At 36.6% G+C, this 16,814-nt stretch carries 15 protein-coding genes; 6 read left to right on the top strand and 9 right to left on the bottom strand.

Annotation, left to right across the window (positions count from 1 at the left end):
* Positions 1–240: 240 nt before the first annotated feature.
* The 6 genes from dltD to uvrB all read right to left on the bottom strand — a co-directional run bounded on the left by dltD (position 241) and on the right by uvrB (position 6,981).
* On the bottom strand, positions 241–1,533 hold the full coding sequence (dltD, locus tag DQM45_RS03880; RefSeq protein WP_093958844.1) for a D-alanyl-lipoteichoic acid biosynthesis protein DltD: 1,293 nt from the start codon (positions 1,531–1,533) through the stop codon (positions 241–243).
* Positions 1,526–1,765 carry a D-alanine--poly(phosphoribitol) ligase subunit DltC gene (gene dltC, locus DQM45_RS03875; protein WP_003084403.1) on the bottom strand — a complete coding sequence of 80 codons (240 nt, stop codon included), beginning with the start codon at positions 1,763–1,765 and terminating at the stop codon, positions 1,526–1,528. The genes dltD and dltC overlap by 8 nt, the downstream gene beginning before the upstream one ends.
* A gap of 15 nt (positions 1,766–1,780) precedes the next feature.
* Positions 1,781–3,040, bottom strand: a complete 1,260-nt coding sequence (gene dltB / locus DQM45_RS03870) for a D-alanyl-lipoteichoic acid biosynthesis protein DltB (RefSeq protein ID WP_003082827.1) — start codon at positions 3,038–3,040, stop codon at positions 1,781–1,783.
* Entirely contained in the window at positions 3,037–4,581 is a 1,545-nt protein-coding gene (dltA, locus tag DQM45_RS03865) for a D-alanine--poly(phosphoribitol) ligase subunit DltA (RefSeq protein WP_003085684.1), read from the bottom strand. Before dltA ends, dltB begins: the two co-directional genes overlap by 4 nt.
* Positions 4,582–4,593: 12 nt before the next feature.
* On the bottom strand, positions 4,594–4,728 hold the full coding sequence (locus DQM45_RS03860; protein ID WP_003082556.1) for a teichoic acid D-Ala incorporation-associated protein DltX: 135 nt from the start codon (positions 4,726–4,728) through the stop codon (positions 4,594–4,596).
* A gap of 261 nt (positions 4,729–4,989) precedes the next feature.
* A complete protein-coding gene (gene uvrB / locus DQM45_RS03855; protein WP_003085597.1) occupies positions 4,990–6,981 on the bottom strand; it encodes an excinuclease ABC subunit UvrB in 1,992 nt (663 codons plus the stop codon).
* Between the two features lie 171 nt (positions 6,982–7,152).
* Here uvrB and DQM45_RS03850 point away from each other — a divergent pair, with 171 nt between their 5' ends.
* From DQM45_RS03850 to pnuC, 4 genes are all read left to right on the top strand, one after another.
* Positions 7,153–9,327, top strand: coding sequence for an ABC transporter substrate-binding protein/permease (locus DQM45_RS03850; protein WP_003083220.1), 2,175 nt, complete (start codon positions 7,153–7,155; stop codon positions 9,325–9,327).
* Positions 9,327–10,067: an amino acid ABC transporter ATP-binding protein gene (locus tag DQM45_RS03845; RefSeq protein ID WP_003084120.1), complete on the top strand. Its 741-nt coding sequence runs from the start codon at positions 9,327–9,329 to the stop codon at positions 10,065–10,067. Before DQM45_RS03850 ends, DQM45_RS03845 begins: the two co-directional genes overlap by 1 nt.
* 326 nt (positions 10,068–10,393) lie before the next feature.
* Positions 10,394–11,887: an ATP-binding cassette domain-containing protein gene (locus DQM45_RS03840; RefSeq protein ID WP_003085686.1), complete on the top strand. Its 1,494-nt coding sequence runs from the start codon at positions 10,394–10,396 to the stop codon at positions 11,885–11,887.
* Positions 11,888–11,928: 41 nt separating this feature from the next.
* The gene (gene pnuC, locus DQM45_RS03835) at positions 11,929–12,630 is read left to right on the top strand and encodes a nicotinamide riboside transporter PnuC (protein ID WP_003084480.1); all 702 of its coding nucleotides are present in this window, start codon (positions 11,929–11,931) and stop codon (positions 12,628–12,630) included.
* A gap of 3 nt (positions 12,631–12,633) precedes the next feature.
* On the opposite strand, the gene DQM45_RS03830 is transcribed toward pnuC, so the two are convergent.
* The 3 genes from DQM45_RS03830 to DQM45_RS03820 form a co-directional block, all read right to left on the bottom strand.
* Positions 12,634–12,792: a hypothetical protein gene (locus DQM45_RS03830; protein ID WP_003086044.1), complete on the bottom strand. Its 159-nt coding sequence runs from the start codon at positions 12,790–12,792 to the stop codon at positions 12,634–12,636.
* A gap of 126 nt (positions 12,793–12,918) precedes the next feature.
* On the bottom strand, positions 12,919–14,232 hold the full coding sequence (gene obgE / locus DQM45_RS03825) for a GTPase ObgE (protein ID WP_039984483.1): 1,314 nt from the start codon (positions 14,230–14,232) through the stop codon (positions 12,919–12,921).
* A gap of 50 nt (positions 14,233–14,282) precedes the next feature.
* Positions 14,283–14,411, bottom strand: coding sequence for a DUF4044 domain-containing protein (locus tag DQM45_RS03820; RefSeq protein ID WP_003085163.1), 129 nt, complete (start codon positions 14,409–14,411; stop codon positions 14,283–14,285).
* A gap of 167 nt (positions 14,412–14,578) precedes the next feature.
* Here DQM45_RS03820 and DQM45_RS03815 point away from each other — a divergent pair, with 167 nt between their 5' ends.
* Both DQM45_RS03815 and DQM45_RS03810 read left to right on the top strand, forming a co-directional pair.
* Positions 14,579–15,820 (top strand): aminopeptidase, encoded by a 1,242-nt coding sequence (locus DQM45_RS03815; RefSeq protein ID WP_003084000.1) that lies wholly within the window; start codon positions 14,579–14,581, stop codon positions 15,818–15,820.
* Positions 15,821–15,879: 59 nt separating this feature from the next.
* A complete protein-coding gene (locus DQM45_RS03810) occupies positions 15,880–16,797 on the top strand; it encodes a magnesium transporter CorA family protein (RefSeq protein WP_003084802.1) in 918 nt (305 codons plus the stop codon).
* The last annotated feature ends 17 nt before the right edge of the window (positions 16,798–16,814 follow it).

Here is a 16,814-nt window from a genome sequence, read left to right as displayed (position 1 = left end):
CAAAATAGACAAAGAATCTTACTTATAACTAACAACTCAAGCAATAAAAGACCTAGAAAACCTGAATAAACAGGTTTTCTAGGTCTTTTTGATTTCTCTAATTAGGTAATTTAAGTTCTATATACAAAAAAAAGAGGAGCAGGCGTCCTCTTGAGGTTTTGTTTTTGATATAGCCATTAAAAGGAGCTATTTAAAGTGATTAGCTTCTTCTTTAGTTAGACATTTACCCATTTTAACTTGCTAGGGAGTATTTGTTAGCTTTGTATTCTTATCTTCTTTATTGGCTACAAAGGGTTTTTTCGCCCATTCTCTTGAATAAAAGTAAGGATTCATTTTGTAGTGGTTAGTATTTTTTTCCACCTCTAAAAAGGGTTGTACTACTTTATCAACTGCTAACCAACCATTCCAACCCATATGAATAGTATCTTCCATAAAATAAGGCTCGCCACCTTTATTTGAAAAGTCGGCAATTTGGTTAAAACCTTGTGAGTTTAACTGATATTTTATTTTATGAACTGCATCTAAGTATTTATCCTGACTAAGCCCAGTATACTTAGCCCAGAGTTGATTGACTGGCGGTATAATAAAGAGAACATCTGTATTTTGCTTAGCCAACTCAGTTAATACTAGTTGGAAATCATTGTACTCTGGAGAATTAATATAGACGTAATTTCTCTGGAAGGACCGATATTTCGCAAGGTCCGGTGCAATCCGTTTGCTATAAAAACTATTTTTAATTCCGAAGGGATTGTTAGTGGTAGCTGCTTCCCCACGTTTAATAGCCAATTCTGTTAAGCGACTATAAGAAAATTTCTTTGGAAGTCCTTCAACACGTGGCATAATACGAGTATCAAAAGTTTTCGATTTAGCTAAGAATGAAAAGAGCGACTCTTCTCTCAAAGAGATATTATACTGTAGCCTTAGTGTATATTTATCCCAGAAACTCAATTGTTGTCCTAAACTAATTTTCTTTAATAACTTAGCCTTTGCAACATCAGGATTCATTTCCAACATGCGTTTAGCAGCAAAGCGGGAAGTGGTATCTTCTTGGTTCGCATGTAGCAAAAACTCATATATCTGAGTTTTTGAAAGGTAAGTTTGAACAGCACCTGAGTCAGTTCCCTGAGGTGTAAACCACTGGGGCGATATGACAAAGACTGCTTTTTTATTTTTAAGGTTATTGGTCATCTGTTGCATACCATAGTAATGCACCAACGATTGTGATCCACGATTACCTAGCAGATATGGACGATAGCTTCGCTGGTACTTTTCAGCAATAATCGATGGATGCATACTATCCATTCGACTCCATTCACTAGAACCAAAAAAAGGAACAAAACGATGTTTAGGGTCATCTAAAGCTTGACGCTTTACTAAGCTATTTTTAAAACTATTATTTGTAATAGCAACGGCACTTCTTTTTTCAGCTATCAGTGAATGTGGTAAGCGACTGGGAAAAGCAAATATTGTAACTAAAACTAGCATTAAAGCCACAACCAAGGGCCCTAATATATAAGCTAATTTTTTAAGCATTTTGAAGTTCCTTTACACCTTCAACAATTTTTGAAACGGTGTTCCAATCCTCCCGTCCAAATTCTGATATGGGCACCTTGATATTAAAGAGTGACTCTAGCTCAACAATGAGTTCAACTGTTCCCAAGCTGTCTAATACCCCAGCATCAAACAAATCTTCATCTTTCATATCTGAAACATCTTCCATAAAGAGACGGTCAAAAGCATCAATAATAGTTTCTTCAATAGTCATAATAATTTTCCTTTTTTAATAACGCATAGGGTGGATCCAGAAACGATCCAAAAATCCTGAGAATAATAGTAACGAAATCATTACTATATGAAAAGTTACTGCAATAGATAGATAATGGTAGGCTTTACTTGTAAATAACGGAGCTAAGCCTTTTTGCTTACGGTTACGATTAATGGTTTTCTTCTTACGAATCCAGGCATCAGTTATAATAAGACCAGTTCCATGAAAAACACCGTAGGCTACATAGTACCAAGTAAATCCGTGCCAGAATCCCATAATTGTCATGTTAACTAAATAGGCGAAGCCTGAGGTGACATTACGGTTTTTAAAGACCTTATGCTTAATGAGAAAATGTACTAATCTCATAAAAACAAAGTCCCTAAACCAGAATGATAACGTCATGTGCCACCTATTCCAAAATTCTTTTAAATTTGGAGCTAGGAAAGGCAAATGGAAGTTTTCTGGTGTCTTAATCCCCATTAAATTTGAGATTGCAATTGCAAACATAGAGTAGCCCGCAAAATCAAAGAAGAGGTTTAAGCCATAGACGTACATAACCAAAACAAGATATATATTGAACGGACCACCCGTAGCAATCGTTTTTGCTTCTACGATGGGTAACGAAACACTTCCCAAATAATAAGAAATGATAAATTTATAAAGAAAGCCAAGCATGATATACATAACAGACTTATTTATCATTTGCAAATATTGCTCTTTATCAGGAAGATTCTGGTAATCCTCTTGAAAACGTCTAAAACGATCAATCGGTCCACTTGAAAAAGTTGGTAAAAAGATCAGGAAACGTAAAAATTCAGGAAAAGTAAATTCCTTTAAAATACCGTCTCGCATCTCCATTATCATACCAACACTTTTAAAGGTAAGATAGGATATCCCTAAAAAACTAAAAAGTGATTGATTAGGATGAGCCTGGTTAAATGGACTCAATTTAACAAAAAATAAAGGAAGTATAATTAATAGTAATGCTAATGCAAAAACAATGAAGTGGTCATTTCTTTTTCTATACCATTTATAACTAAAAACACAAACTGTCTGCCAAACAACATAGATAAGAAAAGCTATTAGTTGACTCGTGTGATCCTGACCAAACATCATCAAAATGAAGGCCCCCGTTACTAGGAATTCATATAAAGGGAGTCGTCTACGATAAAAGAGCCCAATGATGATAGGCAGTAAGGCAAAAATTAAATAAACAAAATAGATAGGATTTGAGTAGGGGTCTAAATAAGGAATCTTTTCGAGTACTCCCATCATCTATTATTCACCTCGTTTATCAAAGTTTTGATATCCGTCTTACCATTTTGAGTCATCGGCAAGGCTTGACGGTAAATAAACTTAGAGGGCATCATATAAGACATCATACTATCTTTTAGAGATTCCTTGATAGCTTTTGTGACATCAATATCACGTTCAAACTGTTGGCGAACCCCATCTTTGAGGACAACAAAAGCTAAGAGATTCTGTACCTTATGCTCTGCATTGTAACGAGGAACAGCAACTGCTGTATCTACATACGGCGACTGTTTTAGTTGTTGTGAAACATCCTCTAGCTCAATTCGGTAGCCCCCATATTTAATTTGGAAATCTAATCTGCCACCATAACAGAGGATATTATCCTTAGTAAAATAGCCTAGGTCGCCAGTATGATAAGCTGGTTGACCATTGTAGGTGAAGAAGGCCTCTTTGGTTTTTTCAGGATTGTTAAGATAACCTTTTGACACTGCAGGTCCCGTAACAATGATTTCACCACTCTCACCATTTGCTACTTCATTTAAATCTTCATCTAAGATATAGGTAGGTGAATCTAGCTTAGTATAGCCAATTGGTAAACGTGCACCTGCCTCTACCATTTCCTTAGTAATGCGGATAGCAGATAGGGCTACCGTTGCTTCGGTTGGACCATAGGCATTAACAATGATAGCATCAGGGAAACGTTCCATCAGCTTTCTAGCTGTTGATACCGTCAACTCTTCACCATCAAAGTAAAAATGGGTTAACTGTGGCATTTTATCATGACAGAAATCATCACTTAGCATAGCCATATCAACAAAAGACGGTGTTGATGTCCAAATCCCTACCGGTAAATTCGTAATGGTTGTAAAGAGTTGTTTAAAATCAGAAACCAATTCCTTAGGTAAGGCATATAAGGTTCCTCCTAAAGCTAAAGTTGGTGCCCAGTACATCACTGATAAGTCAAATGAGTAGGGTGGCTGAGCCAACATTTGTGGGCGTTCAGGGGTAGAAAACTCCTGATCTTCAATCATCCAATTGGTGAAGCTTAATAAATTATCATGCGAGATTTGAACACCTTTAGGCTTACCTGTCGTTCCAGAAGTGAAGATAATATAGTAATTATCATCTCCTTTGACAGAATTGGTTAATATAAAAGATGATTGTTGAGCTTTGGCTTGATTAATAGCCTCCAAATCAATAACAGGAGGCTCTTGACCTTTAAGTTCAACATTTAGCGGTTCAACAGCAATAATGAGACTTGGTTGTCCGATTTCGATAATGTCACTCACACGTTCTGGAGCAGAATGAACATCTACTGGTATATAAGCATGTCCTGCTTTTGTTAAAGCAACAAATGTTGCAATCATATCATAGGTCTGTGCTCCAAATACCAAAACAGGGGAACCAGCTTCTAATTGCATTTGACTAATATAGTTTGCGATACTATCAGAGTCTCGTTTGAGGTCCCCATAAGTGTGGCATTCCCCCATACAATTATAAACGGGATAATCTTCTTGAAGGACTGCAAGTTCTTCAATTCTCTCAATCATATCTTTAATCATGACCAACTCTCCTTAAAATTCATTGTAAATAAATGCACTTTGACCATGCCCTAAAAAATCAAAGATATAAATTAAAAGCATAAAAATAAGATAAAACAAAATGGTTTTTCCAATAAATATACTAATTTTTTTCCATTTTTTATTCATGTCAATTCCTTTTCACCTTATTGCTTTCATATCAATACACACTAAAGAATTTTACCTTATTTCTAGCCAATCGGCAAGAAAAAGATAAAATTATTAAAAAAATTTCGCAATTATGTTAGTTTCTATACAACTAATCCTTCATTTTTTTAAAATCATAAAAATTTTTAATAATTATTGCTATTAAAATACTGAATGTATCTTAAAGGAAACTTAAATGTGTTACTGTTTTGTTACAAGTCCCTGTTCACTAATAACAAGTCCTCAGTTTTCAAGTTTTAATTCTAAGATAAGATCACGGATTTCAGCTGCTAACTCAAAGTCAAGTAATTCGGCTGCTTCTTGCATTTGTTTTTGCAGCTTCTTAATCGCTTCTTTTCGTTCTGTTCTATTCATACTTGCATAGTCAGTGCTTTCCTCGACACTCTCTGAACCAGTCCCTTTAGTGATAGCAATTAAATCGCGGATATCCTTCTTGATGGTCTGAGGCACAATACCATGTTTTTCATTATAAGCCATCTGGATATGTCTCCGACGTGCCGTTTCGTCAATTGCTTTTTGCATTGAATCTGTCATTTTATCGGCATACATAATCACACGCCCTTCAGAGTTTCTGGCCGCCCGTCCAATAGTTTGAATTAATCCACGCTCATTTCGGAGGAATCCTTCTTTATCAGCATCCAGAATAGCAACTAAGCTTACTTCAGGCACATCTATCCCTTCACGCAGCAAGTTGATCCCAATCAAAACATCAAAAACACCTAGTCGCAGATCACGAATAATCTCAGTCCGTTCCAATGTCTTAATATCACTATGCATATATTTGACCTTAACGCCCATTTCTTTGAGATAGTCTGTTAAATCTTCGGCCATCTTTTTGGTCAAAGTTGTAATGAAACAGCGTTCTCCTTTTGCAGATCGGGTATTAATTTCACCAAGTAGATCATCCATTTGTCCCATTGAAGGTCGCACCTCAATAATCGGATCGAGCAGGCCAGTCGGTCGAATGATTTGTTCAATCACAGTGTCAGTTTGTGCCATCTCATAATCACCTGGTGTCGCTGATACATAGACAATCTGGTGGACATGACTTTCAAATTCTTCACGACGTAAAGGACGATTATCTAATGCTGAGGGTAACCTAAATCCGTAATCAACAAGCATTTTCTTACGAGCCTGATCGCCATTATACATCCCTTTAATTTGGCCCATAGTCATATGGCTTTCATCTATCATAATAAGGAAATCTTCAGGGAAAAAATCAAGAAGAGTATACGGAGGCTCTCCCGCTGAACGACCATCCATGTGTCTTGAGTAGTTCTCAACACCATTTGTGTAGCCCATTTCCCGCAACATTTCGATATCATATTCTGTTCTTTGTTTTAATCGCTGTGCCTCTAAAAGTTTTCCTTCAGATTCAAACAGCTGCAACTGCTCTTCCAGTTCTGCTTGAATTTTGGCAATAGAGGCTTCCATGTGCTCATCATTAGTCACAAAGTGAGTAGCTGGAAAGAGGACTAGGTGTTCTGCTTCGCCTAGTACCTTACCCGTTAAGGATTCGATTTCACGAATCCTATCAATTTCATCACCAAAGAATTCAATCCGAAAAGCGTGTTCATCACGTGACGCTGGAAAAACCTCTACCACGTCACCACGCACACGAAAACGGCCTCGTTGAAAATCAATATCATTCCGTTCAAACTGGATATCTACAAGTTGATTTAACAATTGGTCTCTGGAAATTTCTTGGCCAGGACGTAAACTAACTGCTGAATCGGCATATTCTTTAGGAGATCCCAATCCATAAATACAAGAAACTGAAGCGACAACAATAACATCATTACGTTCTAATAAAGAAGAGGTTGCTGAATGCCGTAATTTATCAATTTCATCATTGACAGAAGAATCCTTTTCAATATATGTATCACTAGAGGGTACATAGGCTTCTGGTTGATAATAATCATAGTAGGAAACAAAATACTCTACAGCGTTATCAGGAAAAAATTCCTTAAATTCACTGTAAAGTTGGCCAGCTAAGGTCTTATTATGAGCGATAACCAAAGTAGGCTTGTTAACCTGGTTAATAACCTGACTCATAGTAAAGGTTTTTCCTGTCCCTGTTGCTCCAAGTAAAATTTGCGCCTTTTCCCCTCCTTCTATATTGTCAACCAGCTCTGCTATAGCCTGAGGTTGATCGCCAGAAGGCTGGTACTTAGAAACTAAGTGAAAAGTATTGTTTTCTCGTTTATCTATCATTTTATATCCTCATCACAGACTTTATATTATTATTTTACCATAGTCAAAGTAAAATCATATGAAATCAACACAGACATGTCATGTTAGATTTTATTACATGAAAAGCGAATGAGTTTGCTATTGTTAGCTGTTTCTGATATAATAAAGCATATTTTTTCGAAGGAGATATACATGAAGAACAAAATAAAAGGTGTTATCCTTGCTATTTTAGCTCTCAGTTTTATATTTAGTGGTATCGCAAGTGCTGAAACCGTAACAATCGTGTCAGATACAGCTTATGCGCCTTTTGAATATAAAGATTCTGATCAGATTTATAAAGGAATCGATGTTGATATCATCAAAGAGGTCGCTAAACGGCAAAAATGGGATTACAAAATGACTTATCCTGGTTTTGACGCGGCTGTTAATGCTGTTCAATCAGGTCAAGCAAAAGCTTTGATGGCTGGAACTACCATTACTAAAGAACGTCAAAAAGTTTTTAATTTTTCAGATCCCTACTATGATACAAAAATTGTCATTGCCACTCAAAAAGCAAAACCCGTTAGAAAGTACAGTGAATTAAATGGGAAAACAGTAGGTGTTAAAAATGGCACAGCTGCTCAAAGTTTCCTAGATAAGAATAAAGACACCTATGGTTTTTCTGTTAAAACCTTTGACACTGGTGATTTAATGTATAACAGTCTGGCTTCTGGCTCCATTGATGCTGTAATGGATGATGAGCCTGTTATCCAATTTGCTATTAAACAAAGTCAAGATCTTGCTATTAATATGTCTGGTGAAGCTATCGGTTCTTTTGGCTTTGCAGTCAAAAAGGGAACTGGTCACAATCATCTAGTAAAAGATTTTAATAAAGCCCTTAAAGCTATGAAAGCTGATGGAAGCTACCAAAAAATCATGACAAAATGGTTAGGCGATACAACAAGTACATCAAATCAAGCTTTAGGAATTGCCAGCAAAAAAGCAAAACCTGAGAAAAAATCTTACAAAATTGTAGCTGACTCCTCTTTTGCCCCTTTTGAATTCCAAAATGACAAAGGTCAATATGTCGGTATCGATATGGAACTCATTAAAGCTATTGCTAAAGAACAAGGCTTTACCATAGAAATTGCTAACCCTGGTTTTGATGCTGCTTTAAATGCTGTTCAATCAGGTCAAGCTGATGCAGTTATCGCCGGTATGTCTATTACCAACGAGCGCAAGCAAATCTTTGACTTTTCTGACTCTTACTACACTTCTAATATTTTATTAGGTGTCAAATCAGGTTCTTCTATTAAATCATATGAAGACCTCAAAGGAAAGACAGTCGGTGCTAAAAAAGGAACTGCATCATATGACTTCTTAGATAAAAACAAGGAGAAATATGGTTACAAAATAAAAGCATTTGATGAAGCTTCATCTATGTATGATAGTTTAAACGCTGGATCAATTGTTGGTTTAATGGACGATGAAGCTATCCTTAAATACTCTATCCAACAAGGTCGTAAATTTGATACACCAATTGAAGGGGAACCTTCTGGTGAGTATGGCTTTGCCGTTAAAAAAGGCACTAATCCTGAATTGATCGAAATGTTTAATAATGGACTTGCTTCTTTAAAAGAATCTGGGAAATATAAATCCATTATTAATAATTATTTAGCTTCAGATCAAGACTCTAAGGGAAATGAATCTTCTATTGATGAAACTAATATTTTTGGGTTATTGTCAAACAACTATAAACAATTGCTTGCCGGTTTAGGGACAACCTTAAGCTTAACCCTTATTTCCTTTGCTATCGCCATGGTTATCGGGATTATCTTTGGAATGATGGCAGTTGCACCAAGTAAAAAAATCCGCGTCATATCTTCTGTCTTTGTAGATGTTGTACGTGGTATTCCCTTAATGATTGTTGCTGCCTTTATTTTCTGGGGTATTCCTAATCTCATTGAAAGCATGACTGGCCACCAATCACCAATTAACGACTTCTTGGCTGCTACAATTGCACTTTCCTTAAATGGTGGTGCTTATATCGCCGAAATCGTCCGAGGTGGGATTGAAGCAATCCCAGCTGGGCAAATGGAAGCCAGTCGTAGTTTAGGAATTCCTTATAAGATTACCATGCGTAAGGTTATTTTACCGCAATCTGTTAAAGTTATGCTTCCAAACTTTATCAACCAATTTGTTATTTCCTTAAAAGATACCACTATTGTTTCGGCAATTGGTTTAGTAGAACTCTTCCAAACAGGGAAAATCATTATTGCTAGAAACTACCAATCATTCCGAATGTATGCAATCCTAGCTATTATCTACTTGATAATGATTACGCTATTAACACGTTTAGCTAAACGCTTAGAAAAGAGGCTTAATTAATGGCAGAATTGAAAATTGATGTCCAAGACCTACATAAATATTTTGGTCAAAATGAGGTCTTAAAGGGAATTAGTGCCCAATTTTATGAAGGCGATGTTGTTTGTATTATTGGCCCTTCTGGTTCTGGTAAATCAACTTTTCTAAGAACCCTAAATCTCTTAGAAACAATTACAATGGGAAAGGTCGTTGTTGACGGCTTTGAATTATCAGATTCAAAAACTAATATTGATAAAGCACGTGAAAATATTGGCATGGTATTCCAGCACTTTAACCTTTTTCCACACATGACCGTCATTGAAAATATCATGTTCGCTCCAGTAGAGCTCGGAAAAGAATCTAAAGCCTCTGCCAAACAACATGCACTGGAACTTCTTGAAAAAGTGGGATTGGCTGAGAAAGCTGATGCTTACCCAGCCAGCCTTTCTGGTGGTCAAAAACAAAGGGTGGCTATCGCGAGAAGTTTAGCCATGAACCCTGATATCATGCTATTTGATGAACCAACTTCTGCGCTCGATCCAGAAATGGTTGGTGATGTTTTAAATGTTATGCGTGACCTTGCCAAACAAGGAATGACCATGTTAATCGTCACTCATGAAATGGGCTTTGCAAGACAGGTTGCTAACCGTGTTATCTTTACAGATGGCGGCCAGTTCCTTGAAGATGGAACTCCTGAAGAAATTTTTGATAACCCTAAACATCCGCGACTTATCGAATTTTTAGACAAAGTCTTAAATGTCTAGTCACAAAAGGAACTTTCAATAGAGTTCCTTTTTTGCTACCATTTATAATTGCATTAGTATTATAATGATGTTACAATGGAATCAATAATAGGCGGAGGTATAGGAGCAATGAACAACTAAAAAACTTTTTTGAGAGATTCATATCTTATCAAGCTAGGTTTTTTAGTCTGCTCTTATCTAAGTATGTATCTCTAAGATACTGCTAATTTTTTGATGCAAACTTTCTACTTTTCTTGTTAAGGTAGGAAGTTTTTTTCTGTCTCTCAATTATTTGTCACTTCTTATTTAGTACTAATTAAGATATAACTAATAGACAGGAGGCATCTATGCTACAATTAAACAAACTGAACCTCATTCATACCAAAGACCTTTCCCAGCTCCTTAAAGAGTTAACACTTACTATCAATAATGGTGAAAAAGTGGCTATTATTGGCGAAGAGGGGACAGGAAAATCTACCCTTCTAAAAGCCATCTTTCATCCTGAAAAATTGCCTGATTATATTAATATGAGTGGACTCATCAAATATGATTTCACAAAAGTTATCCACCTGCCACAAGAATTAGATCAATTGACCTTGGCTAAAACTTTAGATGCATTTTTGTATGATGAAAATGACATCCCTTTTCTAGACTTTAATCTTTTCTTCCAATTGGCCCAATCTTGTCGATTCAACTTGGATTTATTAGATAGAAAAGACATTCGACTAAAAGATTTATCAGGTGGCGAACGCCTTAAGCTACAAGTCAGCAAAGCTTTAGCTCTCAATCCTGATTTACTCTTATTAGATGAACCTTCTAGCGACTTGGATTTAGAGTCCATAATCTGGCTAGAAAAAATAATTCAGGATAATCAGCAAACAATTCTCTTTATTTCCCATGATGAAGGTTTTTTGACAACTTGTGCTACTGCTATTTTACATCTTGAATTAACCCAAAAACGCCGGAAATCAAAATGGACTTTCTTTAAAGGTTCTTACCCAGAATATAAGTCCTATAGACAGAATCAATACCAGAAACAGTTACAAATTGCCTCTAAAGAGCGCACCGATTTCCAAAAGAAAAAAGCCAAACAAGAGAAACTCCAAGCTAGCCTCCATCATCAGCTAAACCACACAAAGGATTCAACAGCTGGTCGGCTACTAGCTAAAAAGATGAAAGTTATTAAATCTCAGGAACGAAAATTAGACATTACTCAAAACCAGTTGAAAGAGCTTCCTGATGAGTTAGAGAGCATTGCCATTTTCTTTTCTGATAGTATTCCACTACCGAAAAAAAAGATTATCCTCCATTGGCAAGATTACATTTTAGAGACTGGGCAAAAAGTTAACCTCCTCATCCGAGGTCAAGACAAACTCGTCATTACTGGCCAAAATGGTGTTGGTAAAAGTCGTCTGTTAAAAACAATCGTTACTGAATTAGAAGAGAACTCCTCTTTCCGAGTTGGCTATATGCCTCAACATTATGATGATCTTTTGATAGAAAATGAAAAAGTTCTTGACTTCCTTGCACCGGAAAATCCAGAACAAGCTAGAAATCTACTGGCTAGCTTACAACTAACACGACAGGAGATAGAACATGACATCTGCCATCTTTCAGGGGGACAAAAAGCTAAACTATTTTTAGCCAAGATGGTTTTAGATAAGTGTAATATTTTAGTTCTAGATGAGCCGACCAGACATTTTTCTCCTACAAGTCAACCCTTAGTCAGAGAATTCTTAGCTGGTTTTAAAGGAGCAATCATTAGCGTTTCGCATGACCGTCATTTGATTGCTGAACCATACTTAAAACAATACCAATTAGATCAGAAAACCCTCCTTTAAAGGCCATTGACAGGATCTATAAGCTGTGATTGAATAATACTATGGCATTATTAAAATACTTTAGCAAATTGGAATGGTTGATTTGGTTATTTTCCATGACAACTATTATATCTTCCTACATTTTCTTTAATCAAGCTAATCCTTTGGCTTTAGCTGCTTCATTAATAGGGGCAACCTCGCTAATATTTTCAGCTAAGGCAAATCCTTTAGGTCAAGGTCTGATTATTATCTTTTCCGTTATTTATGCCTACCTATCATTGAGAAATCACTACTATGGCGAGGTTCTAACCTACTTTATTTTAACCCTCCCTATGGCAATTTTTGCCTTGTTCTCGTGGCTAAGTCACCCTTTTGAAGGCAAAAAATCACAAGTACTAATTAGTCGTCTAAACGTTAAAGATATCTATGTTTTAGCTTTCTTCACTTTTCTTATAACAATTGTCTTCTACTTTATTTTAGATATTTTCCATACTGCTTTTTTATTGGTATCTACACTTTCCATCACAACCTCTTTTATAGCAACTTTTCTATCCTATAAAAGAAATCCTTTCTATGCTTTATTTTTTGCTTTAAATGATGTTGTCTTGATTTTCCTTTGGCTTCTAGAAGTAAACTCTGATCCTAGCCATTATTCTATCGCTATCTGTTTTATCATTTTTTTAATTAATGATATGTATACCTTTTTTAACTGGATTAAGCTTCAAAAAGGCCAAGAACTGGCGCTGAAAAAGGATAAGGTTTAAACCTTATCCTTTTTCTTTTTTTAATTTTTCGCGTTCTAGTCTGAAACGTCTATTTGGATTTAAAGTATTAAAGAGCTCCTCTAATTTTTCTGCATTCCAAACGTCCGCAGCTGAAACAAAATTACCATCTTTATCTTTAAAAGATATCGGTTTGTCTCCCATTAGATACCCCCTCGTATCATTACTTGTAGCACTGTTACTGTTGAGTTATTGTCAACAAAAATAAACTCATAACCTAGCAAAAGTTGTCAGAGCATCAATCGTAAGGTTCACTATTTCTGTGCAACTTTAATCCACAAATTCAAACTCAAAATTACCAATACGCACGATATCTCCATCTTTTGCACCCCGCTCACGTAAAGCTTCGTCAACGCCCATTCCCCGTAGCTGGCGTGCAAATTTCATGATTGATTCATCTCGCTCCATATTTGTCATCACAAAGAGACGTTCTAATTTTTCGCCTGAAAGCACCCATGAAGCATCATCATCACGGTTAATTTCAAAGTCTTTTTCTTCGCCATCAAAACCATAATAAACCTCTTCATCTTGAAAATCACCTTCATCATAAAGTAAGAATTCATCTGTTTTGGCTAAGAGCTCTGCTGTGGCATCCATTAAATTGTCTAAACCCTGTTTTGCAAGAGTGGAGACTGGAAATACTTTAGGAAGTTCGTCAAACTCGTCATAATCTGCAGCTAGTTTTTCTTTAAATGCCTTTAAATTTTCTTCAGCTTCTGGCATATCCATTTTATTTGCAACAATAATTTGTGGACGCTCCAATAATCTCAAATTATAGGTTTCAAGCTCATTATTGATAGAAACGTAATCTTCATAAGGATCTCGACCTTCTGAAGCTGACATATCAATAACATGTAAAATAACTCGTGTCCGTTCAATATGACGAAGAAACTGAGTGCCTAGCCCTATTCCCTGACTAGCTCCTTCAATAAGACCTGGAAGGTCTGCCATAGCAAAACTGTCTCCGGACTTGGTTCGCACCATTCCTAGATTCGGAACTATCGTAGTAAAATGATAAGCACCAATTTTAGGTTTAGCGGCTGATACTACACTTAATAATGTGGATTTACCAACAGAAGGGAATCCAACTAAACCAACATCAGCTAAAATCTTCAATTCTAATTCTAAGTCGCGCTCTTCACCTGGTTCCCCATTTTCAGCAATTTCTGGGGCAGGGTTTCGAGGAGTAGCAAAACGAATATTACCACGTCCGCCACGTCCACCATGAGCCACTATATATTCTTGGCCATTTTCCACTAAATCTGTGATAACTTTTCCCGTTTCAGCATCTTTAACGGTTGTTCCTTGAGGTACTGGTACGATAAGGTCCTCTGACCCTCGCCCATGCATGCCTTTAGTCATGCCCTTTTCACCAGCTTTAGCTTTAAATTTCCGATTATAACGGAAATCCATCAAAGTCCTTAAGCCCTCATCAACTTTAAAGATGACAGAGCCGCCTTTGCCGCCGTCACCGCCCCAAGGACCGCCATTTGGAACATATTTTTCTCGTCTAAATGCAACCATTCCATCCCCACCACGACCAGCATGAACACTAATCTTGGCAGTATCTAAAAACATACTCATATCCTTCTCTTACTTTCTCTTATTTTAAAAAAACGCCTGATGGCGTTTTTTTACATCAATACTGATAACGCACCTGCAACAAGGCCGCCGACAGTTACAAGAACCATTAATATAACAACAAACATTGTAATTTTTTCAAATGTTGTTTTTTTTCTAGGTCCATTTTCTCCAAATGCCACTTTACTACCTCAACTATAGATTTTTCTTTCTATTATCTTAACACGAAAATGACCAATTAGCAAATAGCAAGTTATTAGCTTATTTCCTTTTAAGAAGCTCCTTCATCTTGAGCTTTTACCTCTTTTATGCTACATTAGACTTACGATAACTAAAAAAGGGGTCATACATGGTTTTACCAAATTTCAAAGAAAATCTAGAAAAGTACGCTAATCTTTTAATCACAAAAGGGGTTAATATTCAAAAGGGTCATACACTAATCATCGCTATTTCTGTTGAGCACTATCAATTGGCTTCACTATTGACCGAAAAAGCCTATAAAGCTGGTGCTGCTGAAGTTGTTATTGACTACATTGATGATAAGATTGCTCGTCAACGTCTCTTGCATGCTGATTATGAGCGTTTGATTAACGTGCCAAATTACTTAGTCGAAAAATCAAACTACTTTTTAGAAAAAAATGCTAGTCGTCTCTTCGTTCGTTCATCTGACCCTAATGCCTTTGCAGGTGTTGATTCCGAAAGGCTATCTGAAGCTACGAAAGCTACTGCCATTGCTCTTGAAAAACAGCGGGCCGCTTCGCAAGCAAATAAATTTTCTTGGAATCTTGTTGCAGCTCCAAGCCCAGAATGGGCTGCTATGGTATTCCCAGACCTTGCTACAGAAGAAGAGCAAGTTGATGCCTTATGGGACGCTATTTTCAAGATGAATCGTATCTATGAAGAAGATCCAATAAAAGCTTGGGATGATCATCAAGCTAAACTGGAAGCAAAAGCAAAAATCTTGAACGATTACCAATTTGATGCTCTCCATTACGTGGCTCCTGGAACTGATCTAACCCTAGGCATGCCTGAAAACCATTTATGGGAAGCTGCTGGTAGTAAGAATGCTCAAGGAGAAGAATTCATCGCCAATATGCCAACTGAAGAAGTCTTTACGGCTCCTGATTATCGCCGAGCTGATGGTTATGTTTCTTCAACGAAACCACTTAGCTATGCTGGAGTTGTTATTGAAGGAATGAGATTTACCTTTAAAGATGGTCAGATCACAGAAGTAACAGCCAAAAAAGGGGAAGAAACTATTAAACGATTGGTTGAAGAAAACGACGGTGCTCGCTCATTGGGTGAAGTCGCACTTGTACCACACAAAACACCAATTTCGCTATCTGGCTTAACTTTCTTCAACACTCTCTTTGATGAAAATGCTTCAAATCATTTAGCTATCGGCGCTGCTTATGCTTTTAGTTTAAAAGGGGGAACAGAGATGTCTCAAGAAGAATTAAAAGCTGCCGGCTTGAACCGTTCAACAGCACATGTTGACTTCATGATTGGGTCAGATAAAATGGATATTGATGGTATCACAAAAGATGGCAAAGTTGTGCCAATTTTCCGTAGTGGAGAATGGGCCATCTAAACAAACAAAAAAGCTAGTTGGAACTAGCTTTTTTTACTTAATAGACTTATAATATGCTTATGTATTATAATGTTTCAGATAAATTAAAAGTAACAACCTTTGAAAACTGTCAACAAAGCAGAAATCCCTTTGTAGCAGTTATCAAACCTGCCGAGTGGCAAAGCTTACAGGATGCTTTACAAATGGGCATTGACATGGATTTTGACTTTGCTAGCGCTAAATCTACTAAGGCCGAAGTTAACCTTGACTCGCTTACAGGAACCTTCAAAATCCCCAATCGTGATGACTTGCTGAACGAATCCATTGATTTTTCCTTTGCCCTTGATGAGCGGGGGATTGTCTTCATTGATCAACATCATCATGTAGAACATCTGGTTAAAAAGATTCAAAAAAGTAAAAAGTGGAAAAATCCCAGTTTAGAGCGCTTTCTCTATGATTTTTTAGAAACTATTATCAAAGGAGATAGTGAGCTACTGGAAGCTTACGATAAATATCTCGATAATTTAGAGGAAACCATTCTTGATGGAAAAAACCAATACCATGAATCAGATCTAAATAGTTTAAGACGTAAACTGACTAAATTGAATCTGCATTATAGTCAACTCCTTGATTTAAGTCAAGAATTAGCAGAAAATGAAAACAATTTTTTCCAAGAAGAAAACCTACGCTTTTTCCATCTTTTTTCTGCCCGCGTTGCACGATTGCAATCAACAGTTTTAATGTTAAGAGAAACCATCATCCAGATAAGAGAAATGGCCAAATCTCAATTAGAAATGCGCCAAAATAAAAATATGGCTATTCTAACTACTGTTACAACCTGTTGCATGCCCTTAACCATCCTAGTTGGCTGGTATGGGATGAATTTCAAATACATGCCTGAATTAGCAAGTCCCTTAGGTTACCCGTTAGTTATTATTTTTGCTGTAACCATTTTTATCGCAGCAATTCTCTACTCAAAATTTAAAAAATGGCTGTAAAAACCTATGTGTCGATG

Source organism: Streptococcus porcinus, from assembly GCF_900475415.1.
GTDB classification, from domain to species: Bacteria; Bacillota; Bacilli; order Lactobacillales; family Streptococcaceae; genus Streptococcus; species Streptococcus porcinus.
The sequence above is the reverse complement of the archived record's forward strand: the minus strand, read 5'-3'. Positions and strand labels throughout refer to the sequence as shown.

Bases quoted from the DNA above. Each gene is read 5' to 3' on its own strand.
- dltD (WP_093958844.1), bottom strand. From the start codon at position 1,533: ATGCTTAAAAAATTAGCTTATATATTAGGGCCCTTGGTTGTGGCTTTA.
- dltC (WP_003084403.1), bottom strand. From the start codon at position 1,765: ATGACTATTGAAGAAACTATTATTGATGCTTTTGACCGTCTCTTTATG.
- dltB (WP_003082827.1), bottom strand. From the start codon at position 3,040: ATGATGGGAGTACTCGAAAAGATTCCTTATTTAGACCCCTACTCAAAT.
- dltA (WP_003085684.1), bottom strand. From the start codon at position 4,581: ATGATTAAAGATATGATTGAGAGAATTGAAGAACTTGCAGTCCTTCAA.
- DQM45_RS03860 (WP_003082556.1), bottom strand. From the start codon at position 4,728: ATGAATAAAAAATGGAAAAAAATTAGTATATTTATTGGAAAAACCATT.
- uvrB (WP_003085597.1), bottom strand. From the start codon at position 6,981: ATGATAGATAAACGAGAAAACAATACTTTTCACTTAGTTTCTAAGTAC.
- DQM45_RS03850 (WP_003083220.1), top strand. From the start codon at position 7,153: ATGAAGAACAAAATAAAAGGTGTTATCCTTGCTATTTTAGCTCTCAGT.
- DQM45_RS03845 (WP_003084120.1), top strand. From the start codon at position 9,327: ATGGCAGAATTGAAAATTGATGTCCAAGACCTACATAAATATTTTGGT.
- DQM45_RS03840 (WP_003085686.1), top strand. From the start codon at position 10,394: ATGCTACAATTAAACAAACTGAACCTCATTCATACCAAAGACCTTTCC.
- pnuC (WP_003084480.1), top strand. From the start codon at position 11,929: ATGGCATTATTAAAATACTTTAGCAAATTGGAATGGTTGATTTGGTTA.
- DQM45_RS03830 (WP_003086044.1), bottom strand. From the start codon at position 12,792: ATGGGAGACAAACCGATATCTTTTAAAGATAAAGATGGTAATTTTGTT.
- obgE (WP_039984483.1), bottom strand. From the start codon at position 14,232: ATGAGTATGTTTTTAGATACTGCCAAGATTAGTGTTCATGCTGGTCGT.
- DQM45_RS03815 (WP_003084000.1), top strand. From the start codon at position 14,579: ATGGTTTTACCAAATTTCAAAGAAAATCTAGAAAAGTACGCTAATCTT.
- DQM45_RS03810 (WP_003084802.1), top strand. From the start codon at position 15,880: ATGTATTATAATGTTTCAGATAAATTAAAAGTAACAACCTTTGAAAAC.